This window comes from Streptomyces parvulus, from assembly GCF_014648855.1.
Lineage (GTDB): Bacteria > Actinomycetota > Actinomycetes > Streptomycetales > Streptomycetaceae > Streptomyces > Streptomyces parvulus.
In genome coordinates, this window is record NZ_BMRX01000009.1 from 350,434 (window position 1) to 369,510 (window position 19,077).

Here is a 19,077-nt window from a genome sequence, read left to right on the forward strand (position 1 = left end):
GACATCCCGGTACGACAAAGGGCTTGGGGAGACAGGACATGGCCGACCGCTATCTCAGCTTCACCGGCACCGCGCCCGGCCGCTTCCTCACCCGGCGGCTGGGGCTGCCGCGACCCGCCCCGCTGGAACGCGGCGCGTTCTCCGGCGGACTGCTGCACCTCACCGCCGGCAAGACCGACCTCGACCTCGCCCCCGTCCTCGCGCGCACCGGCCTCACCCCCCGCCCCGGCCCGGGGGACGCCGGCCGCCCCGCCGCCGTCGTCCTCGACGCCACCGGCGTCCGGGACGTCGACGCGCTCGCCGGGGTGCACGCCGCCCTGCACCCCGTCGTCCGGTCCGTCGCGACCAGCGGGCGCGTGCTGGTGCTCGGCGCGCGGCCCGACCCGGCCGACCACCACCAGGCCGCCGTCCAGCAGGCGTTGGAGGGCTTCACGCGCTCCCTCGGCAAGGAGATCGGGCGCGGCAGGACCGTCAACCTGGTCCGGCTCACCGACGCGCACGCCGCCGAGTCCACCCTCCGCTTCCTCCTCTCCCCCGCCTCCGCCTACGTCAGCGGCCAGGTCGTCGAGGTCGGCGCCGCCGACGGCACCCCCGCCCCGGACGACTGGGAGCTGCCGCTGGCCGGACGCACCGCACTGGTCACCGGCGCCGCCCGCGGCATCGGCGCGGCCGTCGCCGAAACCCTCGCCGGACAGGGCGCCCAGGTCGTCGTCCTCGACGTGCCCCGGGCCGAGGACGAGGCACGCCGGTCCGCCGAACGCCTCGGCGGAACCGCCCTCGCGCTCGACATCACGGCCGCCGACGCCGGCGAGCGCATCGCCGCCGCGGTGCCCGGCGGCATCGACGTCCTGATCCACAACGCCGGCGTCACCCGCGACCGGCGCCTGGCCAACATGGACGCCGAACGCTGGAGTTCCGTCCTCGACGTCAACCTCGCGAGCGTCCTGCGCACCACGGACGCGCTGCTCGCCGCGGGCGCCGTCAACCGCGGCGGGCGGATCGTCGCCACCGCCTCCATCGCCGGGCTCGCCGGCAACTCCGGCCAGACCAACTACGGCGCGAGCAAGGCGGGCATCGTCGGCCTCGTCCGCGCTCTGGCGCCGCGCGCGCTGGCCGAACACGGGGTGACGGTCAACGCGGTGGCGCCGGGGTTCATCGAGACGCGGATGACCGCCGCCGTCCCCCTCCTCATCCGCGAGGCCGGCCGGCGCATGAACTCCCTCGCCCAGGGCGGCCTGCCCGCCGACGTCGCCGAGACCACCGCGTGGCTCGCCCACCCGGCATCCGGCGCGGTCAACGGCCAGGTCGTCCGGGTCTGCGGCCAGAGCCTGCTGGGGGCGTGATGACCACCGCCGGCCCCGCCACCAGCACCCTGACCGGGCTGCCCGCCCTGCCGCCGCTGCTCGCCCGCGGCGCCCTGCTGTCACCGCTCAAGCGGCCCCGCCCGGACGCGGACTTCCCCCGCACCCGGCTCGTCCTGCCCGGGCTGCGCGTCGACCTCGCGCGGCTGGCGGCGTACGAGCGGGTGTGCGGCTTCCCGACCGGGGAGGACGCGCTTCCCGTGACGTACCCGCACGTCCTGGGCTTCCCGCTGGCCATGCGCCTGATGAGCGGCCGCGACTTCCCGCTGCCGCTGCTCGGACTCGTCCACACCTCGATCGCCATCACCCGCTACGCCGCCATGCCGGCCACCGCGGCCTACGAACTCACCGCACGGATCGAGGGCCTGGCCCCCCACCGGCGCGGCACCGAGGCCACCGTGGTGACGCGGGCCCTGGCCGACGGGCAGCCGGTGTGGGAGTCGCGCAGCACGTACCTGGCCCGGCACGACACCGGCCCGCGCCGCGAGGGACCACCCGCCCCGGACGCGGATCCCGCCGCCCCCTCCCCTCTCCCCGCCCACCGCGAATGGCGCCTCGCCGGTGACATCGGGCGGCGCTACGGTGCCGCCTCCGGGGACCGCAACCCCATCCACCTGCACCCGCTCACCGCCCGCCTCTTCGGCTTCCCCCGGGCCATCGCGCACGGCATGTGGACCGTGGCCCGGTGCCTCGCCGAGCACGGGACACCGGACGCGGCGGTGGTGCGCGCGGAGTTCCGGGCGCCGGTGCTGCTGCCGGGGGCGGTGACGTACGGGGCCGGGGGCGGCCGGTTCGAGCTGCGCGGCGACGCGGGGCGGCGGCTGCACCTGTCCGGCACCGTCGGGTCCTACCCGGCGGCCTGAGCCGGAAGTTCCGGTCCGGCGTCCTCGGGCTCGGACCAGGGGCGGCCCGCCATCAGGTCGCCGAGGCCCGCCCAGGCGAAGTTCATCAGGGTGGCCGCGGCCTGCCGCGCGGTGACGCCCTCCGTGGCGCCCGCCCAGTCGGCCAACGACTCGGCGGCGCCGACCAGCGCCTCGGCGAGCCCGGCGACCTCGCGCTCGGGCAGGTGCGGATCCCGGTGCGCGTCCCGCGCCGCGGCCGCGATCAGCTGGGTCACGAAGGCGACGATCTCCTCGCGCATCGCCGCGACCTCGGCCGCGAAGCGCTCGCCGTGCGTACGCGCGTGCAGGTGCAGCACCCGCCAGGCGTCCGGGTCCCGGGCGGTGTGCGTGAAGAACGCCCGCAGGCCCGACCAGAGTTGCCCGTCGGCGGACAGCCCCGGACGCACACCGGCCCGGACCGCCTCGGTGAGGGCCCGGGCCTCGCGCCGGATGCACGCGGTGAACAGGTCGTCCTTCGAGTTCAGGTACAGGTACACCAGCGGCTTGGACACACCCGCCAGTTCGGCGATCTCGTCCATCGACGCCGCCATGTAGCCGCGCCGCCCGAAGACGCGCACGGCGGCATCCAGCATCTGCTGCTCACGGACCGCCCGCGGCATCCGCTTGGTCTTCCCGGCACCCATGCGCATCAGCGTACGGTCCGCGGGGCGGTGTCCAGGACTCCGCCGCCGCGGACCGGTGGGTCAGACGGTGGCCGGGACGGGCTCCGCGGTCTGCTTCTCGCGCTCCGGCTCGTCCAGTGGCGAGGCGTGCGCCTCGTCGTAGGCCGTGCGGTCGAGGATGCCCTCGCGGGCCGAGACGATGACCGGGACGAGGGCTTGGCCCGCGACGTTCGTCGCCGTGCGCATCATGTCCAGGATCGGGTCGATGGCGAGGAGGAGGCCGACGCCCTCCATGGGCAGGCCCAGGGTGGAGAGGGTCAGGGTCAGCATGACCGTGGCGCCGGTCAGGCCCGCCGTGGCGGCGGAGCCGACGACCGAGACGAAGGCGATCAGCAGGTAGTCGCCGATGCCGAGCTGGATGTCGAAGATCTGCGCGACGAAGATCGCGGCGATCGCCGGGTAGATCGCGGCGCAGCCGTCCATCTTGGTGGTCGCGCCGAAGGGCACGGCGAAGGACGCGTACTCCTTCGGGACGCCGAGGCGCTCGGTGACCTTCTGGGTGAGCGGCATGGTGCCGACCGAGGAGCGGGAGACGAAGGCCAGCTGGATCGCGGGCCAGGCGCCCTTGAAGAACTGGACCGGGCTGGCCTTGGCGACGGTGGCGAGCAGCACCGGGTAGACCACGAACAGCACGATGGCGCAGCCGACGTAGATGTCGGCGGTGAAGGTGGCGTACTTGCCGATCAGGTCCCAGCCGTAGGTGGCGATGGCGTTGCCGATGAGGCCGACGGTGCCGAGCGGGGCGAGGCGGATGACCCACCACAGGGCCTTCTGGAGGAGTTCGAGGATCGACTCGCTCAGGTTGAGGATCGGCTGGGCCTTCTCGCCGAGCTGGAGGGCGGCGATGCCGGCGACGGCGGCCATGAAGACGATCTGGAGGACGTTCAGCTCGGTGAACGGGGTGATGACGTCCGTCGGCACGATGCCGGTCAGGAAGTCGATCCAGGACCCGGTGTTCTCGGGCTTGGCGCCGTCGGCCGGGGTGAGGCCGGTGCCGGCGCCGGGGTTGGTGACGAGGCCGATGACGAGGCCGATGGCCACCGCGATCAGCGAGGTGATCATGAACCAGAGGAGGGTGCGGGACGCCAGGCGGGCGGCGTTGTTGACCTTCCGCAGGTTGGTGATCGACACCAGGATCGCGAAGAAGACGAGCGGTGCGACGGCCAGCTTGAGCAGGCCGATGAAGGTGTCACCGACCTTCTCCAGGGTGGTGACGAGCCAGGATATGTCCTGGCTGCGGGCCAGCCAGCCCAGCAGGACGCCGAGCACGAGGCCGGCGAGTATCTGGGCCCAGAAGGGCACCTTGAAGTACTTCGTGACCGAGGACACGGAAGACTTTGAAGTCTCTGAAGACACGGACATGCTCCGTAAGGGGACGGGACGCGGGGACGGGCGCGCTGGACTGACGTGGAGAACGACGGGTGGGGGGAGGACGTCAGGGGCGACAGTTCGCGGACGCGCACCGACAGAGGTCCACGTGCAGGCGCGCCACGAGCCCGAGGCTCGGTGGTGTGCTGGGCGCGGCTGCTTGCTTCATGCACACGACTTTAACACCCATGCTTTGGGACACTCAAAGCCTCTCTTTGAGAGGCTGGGGTCCGCTATCGCCCGCAAAACGCAAAGCGCCCCGGTTTCCTGTGAAATCTGGAAACCGGGGCGTGCGGGTGTGTGACGGACGTTACGAGGTCTGGCTCCGCGCCCGCGACCGCTCCTGCGCGCGTGCGGAGTCGTCGGCGAGGTCCTCCTGGCCGCGGCTGGCCTCCAGGTTGGCCTTCATGCGGTCCACCCGGCCGACGACCTGCACGGAGGCGCGGTCGCGTTCCTTGCGCAGGGCGACGTAGCTGATGGGGGCGGAGATCAGCAGGGCGAGCAGGATGACCCACATGCCGTTGGAGTCGCCGAGGCCGCGCGGGAGGGCGCCGGCGTAGACGAGGCCCCAGACGACCACGAGGCATGCCACGAAGATCCCGAGGCGCATCAGCGTGTACCGGAGCATCTCAATCCACTCTTCCGTTTCTGGCACAAAGAGGCACCGTCCAGTGAAGCATGCCGGGGTGCGGGTCCCGCAGGGGGGTCAGGAGAGCGGGAGCAGCAGGACGACGTCGTCCCGGTCGTCGCCGGGTGCCACCCGGATCGCGCCGGGGACCCGGCCGACCTCCTTGTAGCCGCAGGACTCGTAGAAGCGCTCCAGGCCGAGGCCGCCGCGACAGGTGAGGCGGACCGCCTCGATGCCGTCGACGGTGCGGGCCGCGGCCGCGGCGGCGGACATCAGGTCCCGGCCGTAGCCCCGGCCCTGGTGACGGGGGTGGACCATCACCGTGTAGAGCCAGAGCCAGTGGGTCATGAGCCGGTGGGTGTTCAGGGCGAGGAAGGCGGTGGCGGCGACCCTGCCCTCCGCGTCGCGCCCGACGAGGAGGCGGGTGCGGCCCTCGGCCATGCCGGTGAGGTGTTTGAGGAGTTCGGGGCGGATGTCCTCCCGCGTCACCGGTGGCACGAAGCCCACGGAACCGCCGGCGTTGGAGACGTCGGTCCACAGGTCGAGCACGCCGTCGCGGAGGTCGGGGGTGACGGGCGGATCGAAGGTGAAGGTAAGGGACACGGGGCAATAGTAACCATTACCTGACAGGTGCGGGTCGTCTGTGGCTGATCGCGCAGTTCCCCGCGCCCCTTGCAGGGGCGCCCAGTGCACGCCCTCAAGGGGCGCGGGGAACTGCGCGAGCGACCACCCACGCACCCGCACCCGAAAGTCACCCGACGACGTCACACCCGCATCGGCTGCGGCGACTCCCGACGGCCCGCGTCGGGCCCCGCGTACTCCCGGAGGACCTCGTACCGCGTGTTCCGCTCCACCGGCCGGAACCCCGCGTCGCGGATCAGGTCGAGCAGATCCTCCCGCGTCAGCTTGTTCGGCGTGCCGAAGTCGTCCGCGTCATGCGTGATCTTGTACTCGACCACCGAGCCGTCCATGTCGTCCGCGCCGTGCTGGAGGGCCAGTTGGGCGGTCTGGACGCCGTGCATGACCCAGAAGACCTTGACGTGGGGGACGTTGTCGAAGAGGAGACGCGAGACGGCGAAGGTCTTGAGTGCCTCCGCGCCGGTCGCCATCTGCGTGCGCGCCTGGAGCCGGTTGCGGACCTTGCCGTCCTTCATGTCGACGAAGTCGTGCTGGTAGCGCAGCGGGATGAAGACCTGGAAGCCGCCGGTCTCGTCCTGGAGTTCGCGCAGGCGCAGCACGTGGTCCACGCGGTGGCGCGGTTCCTCGATGTGGCCGTAGAGCATGGTGCACGGGGTCTTCAGACCCTTCTCGTGCGCCAGGCGGTGGATGCGCGACCAGTCCTCCCAGTGGGTGCGGTGGTCGACGATGTGCTGCCGCACCTCCCAGTCGAAGATCTCGGCGCCGCCGCCGGTCAGGGACTCCAGGCCGGCGTCGATCAGCTCGTCGAGGATGTCGGAGGCGGACATCCCGGAGATGGTCTCGAAGTGGTGGATCTCGGTGGCGGTGAACGCCTTGAGGGAGACGTCCGGCAGCGCCGCCTTCAGCTCCCTGAGCGAGCGCGGGTAGTAGCGCCACGGCAGGTTCGGGTGCAGGCCGTTGACGATGTGCAGCTCGGTGAGGTTCTCGCCCTCCATCGCCTTGGCGAGCTTCACCGCCTCCTCGATGCGCATCGTGTACGCGTCCTTCTCCCCCGGCTTGCGCTGGAAGGAGCAGTACGCGCAGGAGGCGGTGCAGACGTTGGTCATGTTGAGGTGGCGGTTGACGTTGAAGTGGACGACGTCGCCGTTCTTCCGCGTCCGCACCTCGTGCGCGAGGCCGCCGAGCCAGGCCAGGTCGTCCGACGCGTACAGCGCGATGCCGTCCTCGCGGGTCAGCCGCTCCCCGGAGCGGACCTTCTGCTCCAGCTCCCGCTTGAGCCCGGCGTCCATGCGATACCTCTTTCTGAGACAGACTCGTAAACCGTACGCCCCCGGTGCCGGGCCGCGGTGCCTGACCTGGTCGTCAGACCTCTTCCGGCAGCTCGCCCACCCGGTTCTCCCACTTCGTGGAGAGCACGATGGTGGTGCGGGTGCGGGAGACGCCCTTGGTGCCGGACAGCCTGCGGATGATGCTCTCCAGGCCGTCCACGTCGGTGGCCCGCACCTTGAGCATGTAGGAGTCGTCGCCGGCGATGAACCAGCAGTCCTCGATCTCGCTGAGGTCCTTGAGCCGCTGCGCCACGTCCTCGTGGTCGGCGGCGTCGGAGAGCGAGATGCCGATCAGGGCGATGACGCCCAGGCCGAGCGAGGCGGAGTCCACGGTCGCCCGGTAGCCGGTGATGACGCCGGCCGCCTCCAGGCGGTTGATGCGGTCGGTGACGCTGGGTCCCGACAGTCCGACGAGGCGCCCCAGCTCCGCGTAGGAGGCCCGGCCGTTCTCCCTCAGGGCCTGGATGAGCTGCCTGTCCACCGCGTCCATGCGATCGATGCCTTCCGGTGAAGAGTTCTGAAGATGTGGTTGACCAAGGTGTGGGGGGAGGTGGTGCTCAGGTGGTGGGGCGTGCCCCGCCGAGATCGCCGCGCCAGCGGCGGTAGAGGCCGTGTCCGACCCCGGCCGCGTCCAGGACGCGCCCGGCGACGAAGTCCACGAGGTCCTGGATGTGGGTGGCGCCCGCGTAGAAGGCGGGCGAGGCGGGGACCACGCTCGCGCCCGCGTCGTCCAGGGCCACCAGGTGGCGCAGGGTCCGGCCGTCCAGCGGGGTCTCGCGCACGGCCACGACCAGCCTGCGGCGCTCCTTGAGGGTGACGCTCGCGGTGCGCTGGAGCAGGTCCTTGGACAGCCCGAGCGCGACGCCGGCGACGCAGGCCGTCGACGCGGGCACGATCAGCATGCCCTTCGTCGGGTACGACCCCGAGGACGGCCCGGCCGCGAGGTCGCCCGCGCTCCAGTGCCGTACGCCGGAGACGTCCGCCTCGAACGTCCCGGGCTTGCCGTCGGCGCCGCGCGCGAGCCATTCCCGCAGGTCGTGCTGCCAGTGGGCGTCGCGGAAGGAGATGCCGGTCTCGTCGAGCAGGGTGAGCCGCGAGGCCCGGCTGACCACCAGGTCGACGCTCTCGCCGGCGGCGAGCAGCGCGCGCAGCACGGCGGCGGCGTACGGGGTCCCCGATGCTCCGGAGACCCCCACGATCCAAGGCACGCGCTGCGTCTGTCCTGGGTTCATGGTGTCGAGCCTAGTCGCAGGCTCAGGGTTTTCAGACCGTGAGGCCCCGCACCAGCAGATCCAGCAGGGCGCACACGAACAGGGCGATGCCGATGAATCCGTTGACGCTGAAGAACGCCCTGTTGAGGCGGGTCAGGTCGGTGGGCCGGACGATGGTGTGCTCGTAGAGGAAGGCGCCCGCGACGACGAGCAGGCCGAGCCAGAAGAAGAACCCGGCGCCGGTGGCGAGGGCGTACCAGACGAACAGGGCCGTGGTCACCGTGTGGCAGGCGCGGGCGCCCCAGATCGCGGCCGGGACGCCGAAGCGGGCGGGGACCGACTTCACGCCGACCTGGCGGTCGGTCTCGACGTCCTGGCAGGCGTAGATCAGGTCGAAGCCGCCGATCCAGATGCCGACCGCGAGACCGAGGATCACGGCGTCCCAGGACCAGCTGCCGGTGATGGCGAGCCAGCCGCCGATCGGGCCCATGGCCTGGGCGAGACCGAGGATGGCCTGGGGGAAGTTCGTGAACCGCTTGCCGTAGGGGTAGACCACCATCGGGATCACGGCGATGGGCGCGAGCGCGAGGCAGAGCGGGTTGAGCAGGGCCGCGGCGCCGAGGAAGACGACGAGGGCGATCAGCGCGCCGGTCCAGGCGTGCTTGACCGACATGGCGCCGGTGACCAGCTCGCGGTGGGCGGTGCGGGGATTGCGGGCGTCGATCTCGCGGTCGATGATCCGGTTGACCGCCATCGCGAAGGTGCGCAGGCCCACCATGGCGACGGTGACCAGGAGCAGCCGGCCCCAGTGGATGTTCTCGTCCCACTCGTACATCGCGGTCAGGGCGGCGATGTAGGCGAAGGGCAGGGCGAAGACCGAGTGCTCGATCATCACCAGGCGCAGGAACGCCTTGGTGCGCCCCGGCTGCCGCGGCAGCGCGGCGGATGCGGACGTCACAGTCCGTACTCCTTCCAGCGGCGGTCGACCGTCGCCGCCGTCTCCGGGTCGGACAGCACCATGTCCGGCCAGCCCCCGCCCCGCGTGTAGCCCTCCTCGGGCAGCTTCCGCGTCGCGTCGATACCGGCCTTGCCGCCCCAGAACTGCTGGTAGGAGGCGTGGTCGAGATGGTCGACGGGGCCCTCGACGACGGTCAGGTCGCGGCCGTAGTCGGTGTTGCCGAGCGCGCGCCAGGCGACCTCGTGCAGGTCGTGGACGTCGCAGTCGGAGTCGACGACCACGATCAGCTTGGTCAGGGACATCATGTGGGCGCCCCAGATGGCGTGCATGACCTTCTGGGCGTGCTTCGGGTACTTCTTGTCGATCGAGACGATCGCGCAGTTGTGGAAGCCGCCGGCCTCGGGGAGGTGGTAGTCCACGATGTCCGGGACGATGATCTTGAGGAGCGGGAGGAAGAAGCGCTCCGTCGCCCGTCCCAGCGGCCCGTCCTCCGTCGGCGGGCGGCCGACGACGATGGACTGGAGCAGCGGGCGCTTGCGCATCGTCACGCAGTCGATCTTCAGGGCGGGGAACGGCTCCTGCGGGGTGTAGAAGCCCGTGTGGTCGCCGAAGGGCCCCTCGGGCAGCATCTCGCCGGGCTCCAGCCAGCCCTCGATGACCACTTCGGCCTGCGCGGGGACCTGGAGCGGAACGGTCCTGCAGTCGACCATCTCGATCCGCTTGCCCTGGAGGAACCCGGCGAAGAGGTACTCGTCGATGTCGCCGGGCAGCGGTGCGGTGGAGGCGTACGTCACGGCGGGCGGGCAGCCGAAGGCGATGGCGACCGGCAGGCGCTCCCCGCGCCGGGCGGCGACCTGGTAGTGGTTCCGGCTGTCCTTGTGGATCTGCCAGTGCATGCCGATGGTGCGCTTGTCGTGGCGCTGGAGCCGGTACAGCCCGAGGTTGCGGACGCCGGTCTCCGGGTCCTTGGTGTGGGTCAGGCCCAGGTTGAAGAAGGAGCCGCCGTCGTCCGGCCAGGTGAACAGGGCGGGGAGTCGGTCGAGGTCCACGTCGTCGCCGGTCAGGACGGTCTCCTGGACGGGCGCGCTGCCCTGCTTCACCTTCTTCGGCGGCACGTGCGTCATCGTGCCGAGCTTGCCGAAGGCCTCGCGCATGCCGACGAAGCCCTGGGGCAGTTCGGGGCGGAGCAGGCCGCCGATCTTCTCCGAGATGTCGGCGTACGACTTCAGCCCGAGGGCCTTGAGCAGGCGGCGGTCGGTGCCGAAGACGTTCATCGCGAGGGGCATGTCGGAGCCCTTCACGTTCTCGAAGAGGAGCGCGGGGCCGCCGGCCTTGTTCACCCGGTCGACGATCTCCCCGACTTCCAGGTACGGGTCCACCTCGGCCTTGATGCGCTTGAGGTCGCCCTCGCGCTCCAGCGCCCTCAGCAGGGAGCGAAGATCGTCGTAAGCCATGCCGTCCAGTATCCCCGAGCGGCTACCCTGGCCCTGTACCTGGGGGCCTTGACGCGTCCCCACCCCCCGCTTCCGCTGGAGACGCCCATGCTCCGGGTGCTGATGTTCCTCGTGCCGCTGGCCCTGAGCGTCTACGCGTTCATCGACTGCATCAGCACGAAGGACGCCGACATCCGCCACATGCCCAAGCCGCTGTGGGCGATCCTCGTCCTGGTGTTCCCGCTGGTCGGGTCCATCTCCTGGATCATCGCCGGCAAGAAGCGGCAGCCCGCGGGGGCGTCGCCGTGGCAGGGCGGCGGCCGCCGGCAGTGGGTCGCGCCGGACGACAACCCGGACTTCCTGAAGTCCCTGGGCAAGGACGGTCGCAGCGCCTCCGATCCCACGTCGGAGACCGAGGGGCGGCGCGGCGCCGACGACGAGGCGGACCGGGACGCGGACAAGGACGACCGGCCGGACGGGGGCCGCGGCGGGGCGTGACCCCCGTCCGGGTGGCCGGACGCCGGGACGTCACCCCGGCTTCTGCAGTTTCTGCGCGACCTCGCCGGCGGGCACCCTCGCGACGGGGGTGAAGAGGTTCACCAGGTTGCCGTCCGGGTCGCGGAAGAGGAGCGCGCGGTTGCCCCAGGGCATCGTCGTCGGCTCCCTGACGAACTCCGTGACGAAGCCGGTGAGCCTCCGGTGCACCGCGTCCACGTCGTCGACGCGGAACTCGATGATCACGCTCCGGTTGTCCGCCGGGCGGGCGGAGCCGGGGGCGAACAGCCCGACGGTGCGGGTGCCGCCGATCGCGAGGGTGCCGGAGGCGGTGCGCAGCTCGGCGAAGTCCTCGGTGGACCAGTCGGCGCGCACGCCGGTGACGCGCTCGTAGAAGCCGACGAGACGGGCGACGTCGTCGGTGATGACGCGGATCGAGACGAGGTTCATGGTGCGCTCCCGCATTCCTGCTTGAAGGGCCGTGGGGTGGCCCGGTGGTGGGGCCGTGGGGGCGGCCGTGGTGGGACCGTGGGTGCGGCCGTGGGTGCGGTCGTGGGTGCGGTCGTGGTGGGACCGTGGGTGCGGCCGTAGTGGGGCCGTGGGTGCGGCGGTTGTCTGCCGTCCCTGCGCACGCTACGAGCGATACCGGACGGAATCCGGCCGGTATCGGCGGCAGACTCTGAGGCATGTCCCGTCCCGTGTCACGCGTGCTCACCCTGCTGGAACTCCTCCAGACCGGAGGCGTCCGGACCGTGGCCGACCTCGCCGGCCGGCTCGGCGTCGCGGAGCGCACGGTGCGCCGGTACGTCGACCACCTCGTCGACCTCGACATCCCGGTGGAGTCGGTGCGCGGCCGCCACGGCGGCTACCGGCTCGCCCCCGGCCACCGCATGCCGCCGCTCATGCTGACCGACGACGAGGCCCTCGCCGTGCTGCTCGGCCTGGTCGCCGGGCGGCGCACGGGGCTCACCGCGGCGGCGGGCACGGCGGGCGAGACGGCGTCGGCGAAGGTCCGGCGGGTGCTGCCGGAGCGCCTGCGGCGGCGCCTGGACGCCGTACTGCAGAGCGTCGCCTTCACCGCCCCGCCCACCGGCTCGGCCGCCGTCCCGGAGACCGGGGTACTGCTCACGGTCGCCGACGCGGTGCGCGGTCACCGGCCGGTGTCGTTCCGGTACGGGGGTGGGCGGCGGGGCGAGGATGGCGCGGGCGGCGCGGGTGCGGGTGGTGCGGGCGCGGCTGATGCGGGCGCGGCTGGTGCGGCTGGTGGCGAGCGGACGATGTATCCGTACGGGCTCGTCGCACACGCCGGCCGCTGGTACGTGACGGGTCGGGACCTGTCGGCCGGCGCGGACCGGACGTTCCGCCTGGACCGCGTCGCCGGGGCGCGGATCCTGCCCGGCACCTTCGAACCGCCGGACGGCCCCGACCCGGCGGAGCGCGTGCTGACGTCCCTGGCGACCGCCCCGTACCGGCACGCGGTGACGGTGTGGGTGCGGGGGACGGCCGAGGAGGTCCGCACCCGGCTGCCGGGGAGCGTGGCGGTCGTGGCGGCGGAGGAGGAGTCCTGGTCCCGGGTCGAGATCCGGGCCGAGAGGCTGGACTGGCTGCCCGGCGTACTCGCCTCGCTGGACCTGCCGTTCGCCGTCGAGCGGCCGGACGAACTGCGGGAACTGGTCGCCGAGTTCGCGAACCGCCTCTCGGACTCGGCGCGGCGCACCACCCGGGACCGCTGACCGGGCCCACCCGCCCGCACCGCCGGGGGGTGGCGAGCGGCGCGCAGGCGTCGTCCCCCGTGCGAGCTACGCGCAGGTGTCCACCGCGGGGTGACGATCGCGGGCGGCGGCGTCCATAGAGTCCTCAGCAGTCGCCGGGCAAGCCGGACCGACCGAGCAGGCCCCCCGACGCACCCGCCAACGCACCTCCCCCACCCCCACCATGCCCGCTGGAGGCCCCCATGTTCCGCACCCTCGCCAAGGCCACCGCCGCGATCGCCGTGGTCTGCACCGTCGCCGGTGCGGGACTCGCTCTGGACGAGGAGCACGCCGGGGCCACCACCGGCAACGGGCCGGCCTCACGGGGCGCGGCCTTCACCGGCACCGCGAAGCTCCGCGTGGACGGCCACACCGTCAACGTCTCCTGCTCCGGCCGGGCCGGCGACGCCGACGAACCCCTCGTCCTGCTCATGGCCGGCGGCGGGGAGGGCCTCGGCAACATGGCCGCCCTCCAGAAGCAGGTCGGCAAGACCCACCGGGCCTGCTCCTACGACCGCCTCGGCGAGGGCGCCAGCGACCGTCCCGCCCCCGGCGCCCTCCAGACCATGGACGACACCGGCAGGCTCCTCACCCAGGTCCTCGACCGCCTGGCCGGCGACCGCCCCGTCGTCCTCGCCGGCCACTCCCTCGGCGGCTACGTCGCCGCCCGCTACACCCCGCACCACACCGACCGCGTCAAGGGCCTCGTCCTCCTCGACGCCACCATCCCCCACCTCACCCGCGACATGAACCGCACCGTCCCCGCCGACGCCACGGGCGTCCCCGCCCAGATCCGCGAGGGCGCCCTCGCGGTCAACGAGGGCCAGAACCCGGAGCGGTTCGTCATCGCCGACGGCCCGGTGCGCTCCGCGGGCCGCATCCCCGTCGAGATCCTCAGGCACGAGTCCCAGTACGCCGAGGTCCCCCAGTACGGCCCCGCCCTGGAGCGCATGTGGGCCAGAGGCCAGCGCGAATGGCTCGGCCTCTCCCGCAACGCCCACCTGACCACCGCCCCCGGCACCGGCCACTACATCCACACCGACCGCCCGGACCTGGCCCTCGATGCCATCACGAAGGCCGCGGACCACGCGAGGAACGATCACTGATCCCCGCCCCTCGCCATCGCTCCGAAACCCGGCCGCACCGCCGTTCGAGAGGCCATCCGTTTCGTTGAAACGTGGCGACACGGCGGGTGCGCGGTCGGGGAGACGGCATTCCCTTGGTCGGGTCTGTTACATCTGCGAACGGAGACCCCTCGTGCGAATGACCGACATCCACCGCTGCGAGATCCGGCCCGGGCGCCTCGTCGAGTGGACGCTCAGTCCCCGCACCCTCGACATCGCGGCGGCGCTGCCCGAGGACGCGCGACCACCCGCGTACATCCAGGAGTCGCACATCCGCACCGCCCGGTCGGTGCGCGAGGAGGGGCTGTTCGTGCCGACCTGGCTCGGCGCGGCCTTCGACATCCCCGGCCCGGTCGACCTCGACGTCCTCCAGGAGGCGCTGCGGGCCTGGACCCTGCGGCACGAGACGCTGCGCAGCGGCTTCCGGTGGGGCGGTGAGAACGGCGACGACATGCGGCGCTTCACCCTCGACGCGGACTCCGTGTCCCTGCACCGCGAGGACATCGGCGACTTCCCGGACGCGACGCGCCTCGCCCGCCACCTCCAGGACCGCTTCGACCGGGTCGCGGACGCGCTGCGCTGGCCCAACCTCATCTACACGGCGGTCGTCCGCGACGACGGCGTCAGCGTCTACATGGCCTTCGACCACAGCAACGTCGACGCGTACTCGATCTACCGGATCCCCGCCGAGGTGGGCGAGTTGTACGCGGCCGGCGTCGCGGGCAGGACCGTGCCGCGGCCCCGCGTCGGCTCCTACGTCGACTTCTGCGAGGCCGAGCGCGCCGACGCCGACCGGATCGACGCCGGCCACGACGTCGTCGCCCGCTGGCGGGAGTTCATCCGCCGCTGCGACGGGCGGCTGCCGTCCTTCCCCGTCGACCTGGGCGTCCGTCCCGACGGGGTCCTGCCCGAACAGCGCATGCTGCGCGAGCCGTTGGTGGACGCGGACGACGCCGCCGCGTTCGAGGCGTACTGCCGCCCGTACGGCGGCAGCCTGGTCGGTGTCCTGGCCGCCACCGCGCTGATCGTCCACGAGATCGGCGGCGAGCCCGTCTACCGCACGGTCGTGCCCTTCCACACCCGGTCCCGGTCCCAGTGGTCGGAGTCCGTGGGCTGGTACGTGGGCGGCGCCCCGATCGAGGTCCCGGCGGCGCAGGCCCACGACTTCCCGAGCGCCCTGCGCACCGTACGGGCCGAACTCCAGGCCAACCGGCGGCTGTCCCGCATGCCCATCGACCGGGTGCTGCGCCTGCTCGGCACCGACTTCCGGCCGACCTCGCCCGACCTGTACTCGATCGTCTCGTACGTCGACGCCCGCGACGTCCCCGGCGCCGGCGACTGGCCGGACCAGTCGGCGTACGCCCTGCTCCGGGTCTCCTACGGCGACCAGGTCTGCGCCTGGGTCACCCGACTCCCGGAGGGCCTGTGGTTCGCCAGCCGCTACCCGGACACGGACGTGGCGCACAAGAACCTGCGGCTGTACGTGGAGCGTCTGAGGGACGTCGTCTCGGGCGTGGCCCGCGCCCGTCCGCCGGTGGACTGAACGGACGCTCGTCCGGGCCCTGGGGCCCCTCGTTCAGAAGCCCACCGACTGAAGGGCGCCCAGGCCCACGTCCGCGTACGAGTGCTTGCCGGAGACGAAGATGTTGACGCCGTAGTAGTTGAACAGCCAGCAGCCGAAGGCGATCAGGGCCAGGTAGGCGGCCTTGCGGCCCTTCCAGCCGGCGGTGGCGCGGGCGTGCAGGTAGCAGGCGTAGGCGACCCAGGTGATGAAGGACCAGGTCTCCTTGGGGTCCCAGCCCCAGTAGCGGCCCCAGGCGTCGCCCGCCCAGATGGCGCCCGCGATGATCGTGAACGTCCACAGCGGGAAGACGGCGGCGTTGACGCGGTAGGCGAACTTGTCGAGGGAGGCGGCGGAGGGGAGCCGGTCCAGGACCGAGTTGGCGAAGCGGCCGGGGGTGCCGCCGGAGGCGAGCTTGTTCTCGAACGAGTCCTTGAAGAGGTACAGGATCGTGGAGACCGCGCCGACGTAGAAGACCGCGCCGCAGAAGATCGCCGTGGAGACGTGGATGTACAGCCAGTACGAGTGCAGGGCCGGCACGAGCTGGTCGCTGGCGGTGTAGAGGACCGTGACGGCGAGGCCGAGGTCCAGCAGGACCGTGGTGATCAGCGGCAGGCCGAGCCAGCGGACGTTCTTCTTCAGGGCGAGCAGCGCGAGGTAGACGCCGGTGGCGACCGTCGTGAACGTGATGTTGAACTCGTACATGTTGCCCCACGGCGCCCGCTGCACGGACAGCGCGCGGGTGAGGACGCCGCCCGCCTCGATCGCGAAGGCGAGGAGGGTGAGCGAGATGGCGATCCGGCCGTACAGGTCGCCCTGCTCGGTGCCGCCGTGGGCGCCGGGCCCGTCGGGCACGTCGCGGGAGCCGGAGGCGGCGCGGACGACGACCTCGGGGCGTTCCAGTACGGCGGTGCCGCCGGCCTTGTTCACGGTGACGGCCGGGCCGGACTTCGCCTTGGCCGCCTTGGCGGTGTCCGTGGCGGTGAGCGCGGCGGCGGTGCGGCCGACCTTGCTGCGGCTGCCGAAGAGCCATTCGGCGATGTACGCGAAGAAGGCCAGGGTGTAGACGGCCATCGACGAGTAGATCAGCGTGTTGCTGACGTTCGCCAGATTCTCGTTGGTCGCGGCGGCGAGATTCACTTCTCAGCCCCTTCGGCAGGTACGGCGCGGGTGTCGGTGGAGTCCGGGGAATCGGGGGTGTCGTCGTCGTTCTGCGGTGCGTCCGGCGCGTCCGGGGCGTCCGGGGCCTGGTCGTACAGGGTTCCGGCCAGGTCGCCCAGTTCCTCGGGGACCTTCGCGGACTCGCTGCGGCCGAGGCCGGCCATCTCGACGACCGTGACGCCGTCGGCGCCGCGCACGGCCCGTACCCAGACGCGGCGGCGCTGGATGAACAGCGAGCCGGCCAGGCCGAGGATGGCGACGACGGCGCCGCCGAGCGCCCAGCCGCTGCCGGGCTGCTGGGTGACCTGGAAGCCGGCCCACTCGTGGATGCCGTTGAAGGTGACCGAGCCGGCGCCGTTCGGGAGGGTCATGGTCTCGCCGACCTTCAGCTGCTTCTTGAACAGCTTGCCGTCGGAGCCCTTGAACTCCTTCAGGTTGGTCTTGTCGAGCTGGTAGATGCTCTGCGGGAAGCCCGCGTCGACGCCGAGGTCGCCGTGGTAGGCGGAGAGCGCGAGCATCGGGTTGATCAGCGCCGGGAAGGTGGAGAGCATCGTGCTGCCCTTGCCGCCGTACGTCGGCAGGAAGAACGCGTTGAAGCCGAGCTGCTCCTTCTCGCCCTTCGCGTTGCGGTAGCCGTCCATCACCTTGATGGCGCCGGAGGACGTGACGTTGGAGTCCAGCGGCAGCAGGGCCACGGCCTGCTTGTCGGTGACGACGTTGCCCTTGGCGTCCTTGACGGTGACGACGGGGGCGTAGCCGTGGCTGACGAGGTAGACCTTGGAGCCCTCGATCTCCAGGGGCTTGTTGACCTTGATGGTCTTGGTCTTCTCGGCGCCGTCCGCGCCCTCGCTGTAGGTGACGTGGGCCTCGTAGATCCGCGGGGTGCCGCGGTTGGGGCCGGTCGGCTCGTAGGTGCCGCGGAAGTCCTTCAGGGAGAAGCTGAACGGGTCCAGCTGGTCCTGGTCGAAGAGGTTCCCGGACTTGAAGTCGTCGTACTGGGTGAGGGTGTTGGCGAAGCCGTCGCCCTCCAGGATCAGCTTGTTGCCCTCGTACTTGAACAGCTGGCCCCACGCGAAGGCGATCAGCATCACGATCAGCGCGATGTGGAAGGCGAGGTTGCCGACCTCCCGCAGGTAGCCCTTCTCGGCCGCGACGGCGTCGCCGACGGCGTGCGCGCGGAAGCGGCGCTTCTTCAGCAGCGCCAGCGCGGCCTCGCGCACCTCCTCGGGCTCGGCGCCGGTGCGCCAGCTGGTGTAGGCGGGCAGCCGGTCCAGGCGCCGCGGGGCGCCCGGCGGGCGGCCGCGGAGCTGGCCGACGAACTGCCAGGTGCGCGGGACGATGCAGCCGATGAGGGAGACGAACAGCAGGATGTAGATCGCGGAGAACCACACCGAGCTGTAGACGTGGAAGAGGCCGAGCTTGTCGTAGACCGGCGCCAGGATGTCGTGGTTCTGCCGGAACTCCTCGACCTTCATCGCGTCGACGCCGTCCTGCGGGATCAGCGACCCGGGGATCGCGCCCAGGGACAGCAGCAGGAGCAGCAGCAGCGCGACGCGCATGGAGGTGAGCTGGCGCCAGAACCAGCGGGCCCAGCCGATGACGCCGAGCGAGGGGAGGTTCGGGGCCTCCTCGGCCGGCGCGGTGGAGAGCTGGGAGCCGGCGGCGCCGAGTTCCCCTTCCTCGGTGGCTGTCGGGGTCTCGCCCGTCGTCGTCTTGCTCATCGGTCAGATCCCCACAGTGAAGCCGTTGGACCAGGTCTGCATGTCCTGCACGATGGCGTCCCACGCGCCGGTGACCAGCAGCAGGCCGGTCGCGATCATCATGACGCCGCCGAGGCGCATCACCCAGACATAGTGCCGCTTGATCCAGCCGAAGGCGCCGAGTGCCTTGCGGAAGGCGATCGCGGCGAGGACGAAGGGGACGCCGAGGCCGAGGCAGTAGGCGACGGTCAGTATCGCGCCGCGGCCGGCGGTGCCCTGGTCGGCGGAGAGCGCGAGCACGGAGGCGAGGGTCGGGCCGATGCAGGGGGTCCAGCCGATGCCGAACAGGGCGCCGAGTATCGGGGCGCCGACCAGGCCGTTCACGGGCTTCTTGTGGAAGCGGAACTCGCGCTGGGTGAGCCAGGGCATCAGGCCCATGAAGAAGACGCCCATGAGGATCATGAAGACGCCCAGCACCTTGCTCAGCACGCCCCGGTTCTCCTGCAGCGTGTCACCGAAGTAGCCGAACAGCGCCCCGCTGGAGACGAAGACGGCGGTGAAGCCGAGGACGAAGAGGGAGGCGCCGGCCACCATCCGGCCGCGCCGGGCCTCGCCGAGGTCGGTGCCGGTGACTCCGGTCACGTAGGAGAGGTAGCCGGGGACCAGGGGCAGCACGCAGGGCGAGAAGAAGGAGACGAGGCCGCCGAGCAGGGCGATGGGGAGGGCCACGAGGAGGGCGCCGTTGAGCACCGTGCCGTTGTAGCCCTCGGCGGCCAGCGTGGTCACTGCGGACAC

The 19,077-nt window shown here is 71.8% G+C and carries 20 protein-coding genes; 6 read left to right on the forward strand and 14 right to left on the reverse strand.

Translation table 11 applies throughout. The annotated features are described in order from the left end of the window. Positions 1-38: 38 nt before the first annotated feature. Complete coding sequence (locus tag IE108_RS19895) at positions 39-1,343, forward strand: 3-oxoacyl-ACP reductase (protein WP_064729214.1); 1,305 nt, start codon at positions 39-41, stop codon at positions 1,341-1,343. Further along, entirely contained in the window at positions 1,343-2,224 is an 882-nt protein-coding gene (locus tag IE108_RS19900; protein ID WP_064731901.1) for a MaoC family dehydratase, read from the forward strand. Before IE108_RS19895 ends, IE108_RS19900 begins: the two co-directional genes overlap by 1 nt. Here IE108_RS19900 and IE108_RS19905 read toward each other — a convergent pair. From IE108_RS19905 to IE108_RS19945, 10 genes are all read right to left on the reverse strand, one after another. Beyond that, the gene (locus IE108_RS19905; RefSeq protein WP_064731902.1) at positions 2,209-2,886 is read right to left on the reverse strand and encodes a TetR/AcrR family transcriptional regulator; all 678 of its coding nucleotides are present in this window, start codon (positions 2,884-2,886) and stop codon (positions 2,209-2,211) included. The two genes, IE108_RS19900 and IE108_RS19905, sit on opposite strands and share 16 nt — an antisense overlap. Before the next feature lie 60 nt (positions 2,887-2,946). Next, positions 2,947-4,287 (reverse strand): dicarboxylate/amino acid:cation symporter, encoded by a 1,341-nt coding sequence (locus tag IE108_RS19910; RefSeq protein ID WP_064729213.1) that lies wholly within the window; start codon positions 4,285-4,287, stop codon positions 2,947-2,949. A 73-nt stretch (positions 4,288-4,360) separates the two neighbouring features. Then, positions 4,361-4,462 carry a putative leader peptide gene (locus IE108_RS35350; RefSeq protein ID WP_309475051.1) on the reverse strand — a complete coding sequence of 34 codons (102 nt, stop codon included), beginning with the start codon at positions 4,460-4,462 and terminating at the stop codon, positions 4,361-4,363. 141 nt (positions 4,463-4,603) lie between these two features. After that, complete coding sequence (locus IE108_RS19915) at positions 4,604-4,921, reverse strand: DUF4229 domain-containing protein (protein WP_064729212.1); 318 nt, start codon at positions 4,919-4,921, stop codon at positions 4,604-4,606. A gap of 78 nt (positions 4,922-4,999) precedes the next feature. Further along, a complete protein-coding gene (locus IE108_RS19920) occupies positions 5,000-5,524 on the reverse strand; it encodes a GNAT family N-acetyltransferase (RefSeq protein WP_064729211.1) in 525 nt (174 codons plus the stop codon). 161 nt (positions 5,525-5,685) lie between these two features. Further along, positions 5,686-6,849, reverse strand: coding sequence for an aminofutalosine synthase MqnE (gene mqnE, locus IE108_RS19925; RefSeq protein WP_064729210.1), 1,164 nt, complete (start codon positions 6,847-6,849; stop codon positions 5,686-5,688). Between the two features lie 73 nt (positions 6,850-6,922). Beyond that, positions 6,923-7,378 (reverse strand): Lrp/AsnC family transcriptional regulator, encoded by a 456-nt coding sequence (locus IE108_RS19930; RefSeq protein WP_064729209.1) that lies wholly within the window; start codon positions 7,376-7,378, stop codon positions 6,923-6,925. Between the two features lie 67 nt (positions 7,379-7,445). Then, positions 7,446-8,096 carry a UbiX family flavin prenyltransferase gene (locus IE108_RS19935; RefSeq protein WP_064729208.1) on the reverse strand — a complete coding sequence of 217 codons (651 nt, stop codon included), beginning with the start codon at positions 8,094-8,096 and terminating at the stop codon, positions 7,446-7,448. Between the two features lie 55 nt (positions 8,097-8,151). Continuing rightward, positions 8,152-9,057, reverse strand: coding sequence for a menaquinone biosynthesis prenyltransferase MqnP (gene mqnP, locus IE108_RS19940; protein ID WP_064729207.1), 906 nt, complete (start codon positions 9,055-9,057; stop codon positions 8,152-8,154). Further along, positions 9,054-10,511: a menaquinone biosynthesis decarboxylase gene (locus IE108_RS19945; protein WP_064729206.1), complete on the reverse strand. Its 1,458-nt coding sequence runs from the start codon at positions 10,509-10,511 to the stop codon at positions 9,054-9,056. The genes mqnP and IE108_RS19945 overlap by 4 nt, the downstream gene beginning before the upstream one ends. An 87-nt stretch (positions 10,512-10,598) precedes the next feature. Here IE108_RS19945 and IE108_RS19950 point away from each other — a divergent pair, with 87 nt between their 5' ends. After that, complete coding sequence (locus IE108_RS19950) at positions 10,599-10,988, forward strand: PLD nuclease N-terminal domain-containing protein (protein WP_064729205.1); 390 nt, start codon at positions 10,599-10,601, stop codon at positions 10,986-10,988. A gap of 30 nt (positions 10,989-11,018) precedes the next feature. On the opposite strand, the gene IE108_RS19955 is transcribed toward IE108_RS19950, so the two are convergent. Further along, the gene (locus tag IE108_RS19955) at positions 11,019-11,435 is read right to left on the reverse strand and encodes a VOC family protein (protein ID WP_064729204.1); all 417 of its coding nucleotides are present in this window, start codon (positions 11,433-11,435) and stop codon (positions 11,019-11,021) included. Between the two features lie 236 nt (positions 11,436-11,671). Between IE108_RS19955 and IE108_RS19960 the strand changes: the two genes are divergently transcribed. The 3 genes from IE108_RS19960 to IE108_RS19970 all read left to right on the forward strand — a co-directional run bounded on the left by IE108_RS19960 (position 11,672) and on the right by IE108_RS19970 (position 15,403). Then, complete coding sequence (locus tag IE108_RS19960; RefSeq protein WP_064729203.1) at positions 11,672-12,718, forward strand: helix-turn-helix transcriptional regulator; 1,047 nt, start codon at positions 11,672-11,674, stop codon at positions 12,716-12,718. A gap of 221 nt (positions 12,719-12,939) precedes the next feature. Further along, on the forward strand, positions 12,940-13,842 hold the full coding sequence (locus tag IE108_RS19965; protein WP_064729202.1) for an alpha/beta fold hydrolase: 903 nt from the start codon (positions 12,940-12,942) through the stop codon (positions 13,840-13,842). Between the two features lie 151 nt (positions 13,843-13,993). Further along, positions 13,994-15,403, forward strand: a complete 1,410-nt coding sequence (locus IE108_RS19970; protein WP_064729201.1) for a condensation domain-containing protein — start codon at positions 13,994-13,996, stop codon at positions 15,401-15,403. A gap of 33 nt (positions 15,404-15,436) precedes the next feature. Here IE108_RS19970 and ccsB read toward each other — a convergent pair whose 3' ends face one another. Genes ccsB through IE108_RS19985 form a run of 3 tightly spaced genes read right to left on the reverse strand, consistent with a single transcriptional unit; the run spans position 15,437 to position 19,077 of the window. After that, positions 15,437-16,561 (reverse strand): c-type cytochrome biogenesis protein CcsB, encoded by a 1,125-nt coding sequence (gene ccsB, locus IE108_RS19975; RefSeq protein WP_064729200.1) that lies wholly within the window; start codon positions 16,559-16,561, stop codon positions 15,437-15,439. Beyond that, entirely contained in the window at positions 16,558-18,303 is a 1,746-nt protein-coding gene (gene resB, locus IE108_RS19980; RefSeq protein ID WP_064729199.1) for a cytochrome c biogenesis protein ResB, read from the reverse strand. Before resB ends, ccsB begins: the two co-directional genes overlap by 4 nt. 3 nt (positions 18,304-18,306) lie before the next feature. Beyond that, a complete protein-coding gene (locus IE108_RS19985) occupies positions 18,307-19,077 on the reverse strand; it encodes a cytochrome c biogenesis CcdA family protein (RefSeq protein WP_064729198.1) in 771 nt (256 codons plus the stop codon).